This is a genomic window from Rhodococcus sp. R1101 (genome assembly GCF_000278445.1).
GTDB lineage: Bacteria > Actinomycetota > Actinomycetes > Mycobacteriales > Mycobacteriaceae > Rhodococcus > Rhodococcus gordoniae.
In genome coordinates this window covers 1-1,787 of record NZ_AJVB01000644.1, presented here as the reverse complement: position 1 = coordinate 1,787, position 1,787 = coordinate 1, and the positions used below count along the sequence as shown (strand labels likewise).

Here is a 1,787-nt window from a genome sequence, read left to right as displayed (position 1 = left end):
TGATGCCGGGTGGACCGGTCACCCTCGTCCACCTCCGTCCCGCTCGATGGGCGCCGACCTTCGCAATCGTCACCTCGCCTCAGGACGCCCACGATGTCCCGGCCGGCACGAACACGGTCGTCGGGATCTACGCACTCCACCATGATCCTGCACTGTGGGACGAACCCGAGAAGTTCGATCCGGAGCGGTTTGCGCCGGGCGATCAGGAAATCGGTTGCGTCGGCAGTATCTGCCGTTCGGGGGTGGCCCACGCACCTGTATCGGCGACCGTTTCGCCATGCTCGAAGCAACACTCGGTCTTGCGAGCATCGTGCGAAAGCTCTGCGTGCAATCCCTCCACGACGAGTTTCCGGTGAAGACACCGTTCACCTCGGTCGCGGCCGAACCCGTGCCGGTGCGCGTGAAGGGCAGAGCCGTCGCTGCGTAGCCGTCCCGGCGATCCGGCGGGGGCAGTACGGCGCGACGCGGTGATCTCGACAGGGCAGGATGGCAGCCATGCAGACCACACCCCTGACCTTCGAATCCTCCGTCGTCGTTTCCGCCACCCCCGACGAGGTGTATGCCCTCGTCTCCGATGTCACCCGCACAGGTGAATGGTCTCCCGTGTGCGCGGAATGCTGGTGGGACGAAGGTCAGGGCCCCGAGGTCGGGTCCTTCTTCACCGGACGGAACGTCACCCCCGAGCGCACCTGGGAGACACGGTCGGAGGTCGTCATCGCATCTCCGGGCCGCGAGTTCGCGTGGTCGGTCGGTCCCGGCCTCGTGCGCTGGAGCTACATCATCAAGCCCGCGGACGCCGGCACGGAGCTGACGGAGACCTGGGAGTTCACCGAAGCCGGACTGACGTTCTTCCACGAGAAGTTCGGGGCGGAGGCACCTGCTCGGATCGCCGCACGGGAACAGTCCGCCCGCAGCGGAATTCCGGCGACCCTGGACGCGATCGAACGCATCCTCGAGGGCTGACCCGGGACGCTGGTCGTCCCGTCCCGTTTCCACGGTATCGCGCAGGTGGGGGCTTGCCGCAACCCCCACCCCGGGGCTCATACTGCCCGTCCGATGTCGTGGAGAGGGGTGGACATGCACGAGGTAGCAGTGGTCGGTTGCGGGCCGACGGGAATGATGCTGGCGGGGGAGTTGCGCCTGGCCGGAGCGGACGTCGTCGTACTCGAACGTCGCACATCGCAGGAACTCGCAGGGTCACGGGGTGGCGGTATCCATGCCCGCACGATCGAACTGCTCGATCAACGAGGGATCGCCGAGCGCTTTCTCTCCGAGGGGCGAACGGTGAACACCGCGACCTTCGGGGGCACCCGGCTCGATGTGGGGCGCCTACCCACCCGCCACCCGTACACGCTGGCGTTGTTCCAGAACCACGTCGAACGGCTGTTGCTGCAGTGGGTCGAGGAACTCGGAGTGCGGATCCGACGGGACTCGGAGGTCGTCGGCGTCGATGCGGACGAGGGGAGCGTCCACCTTCGGCTCACATCAGGGGAGTCGGTGCAGGCTCGGTACGTGGTGGGCGCCGACGGCGGTCGCAGTGTCGTGCGCCGCGAGGCCGGGATCGGACTCGAAGGGCCCGATGCGACACGGAGCAGCCTGATCGCCGAAGTGCGGGTCACCGAGGAACTCCCCACCGACGCCACGATCGATGAACGCGGCGTCCACGGGCTGTATCCGATGGGAGAGGGCCGCGCGCGGGTGGTGGTGACCGAGGCCGAACTGGGCCCGGCCGCAGCGCCGACGCTGGACGACCTGCGACGAGAGTTGATCCACGTGTTCGGTACCGA

The 1,787-nt window shown here is 67.5% G+C and carries 3 protein-coding genes and 1 pseudogene; all 4 read left to right on the top strand.

Features of this window, described 5'->3' with window-relative positions; all coding sequences use genetic code 11:
* Positions 1-2: 2 nt before the first annotated feature.
* Positions 3-152: pseudogene (locus R1101_RS31560) on the top strand (hypothetical protein); the annotation flags it as partial.
* A gap of 2 nt (positions 153-154) precedes the next feature.
* Positions 155-427 carry a cytochrome P450 gene (locus R1101_RS29860; RefSeq protein WP_442969897.1) on the top strand — a complete coding sequence of 91 codons (273 nt, stop codon included), beginning with the start codon at positions 155-157 and terminating at the stop codon, positions 425-427.
* Positions 428-486: 59 nt separating this feature from the next.
* Positions 487-963: an SRPBCC family protein gene (locus tag R1101_RS0122715; protein ID WP_016935499.1), complete on the top strand. Its 477-nt coding sequence runs from the start codon at positions 487-489 to the stop codon at positions 961-963.
* A gap of 114 nt (positions 964-1,077) precedes the next feature.
* Positions 1,078-1,787 (top strand): FAD-dependent monooxygenase (locus R1101_RS0122710; protein ID WP_037224799.1); only part of this gene is annotated, 710 nt, incomplete at its 3' end.

What these genes read in the sequence shown, in the direction of transcription:
- R1101_RS0122715 (WP_016935499.1), top strand. Translation starts at nt 487, where the DNA reads ATGGCAGCCATGCAGACCACACCCCTGACCTTCGAATCCTCCGTCGTC.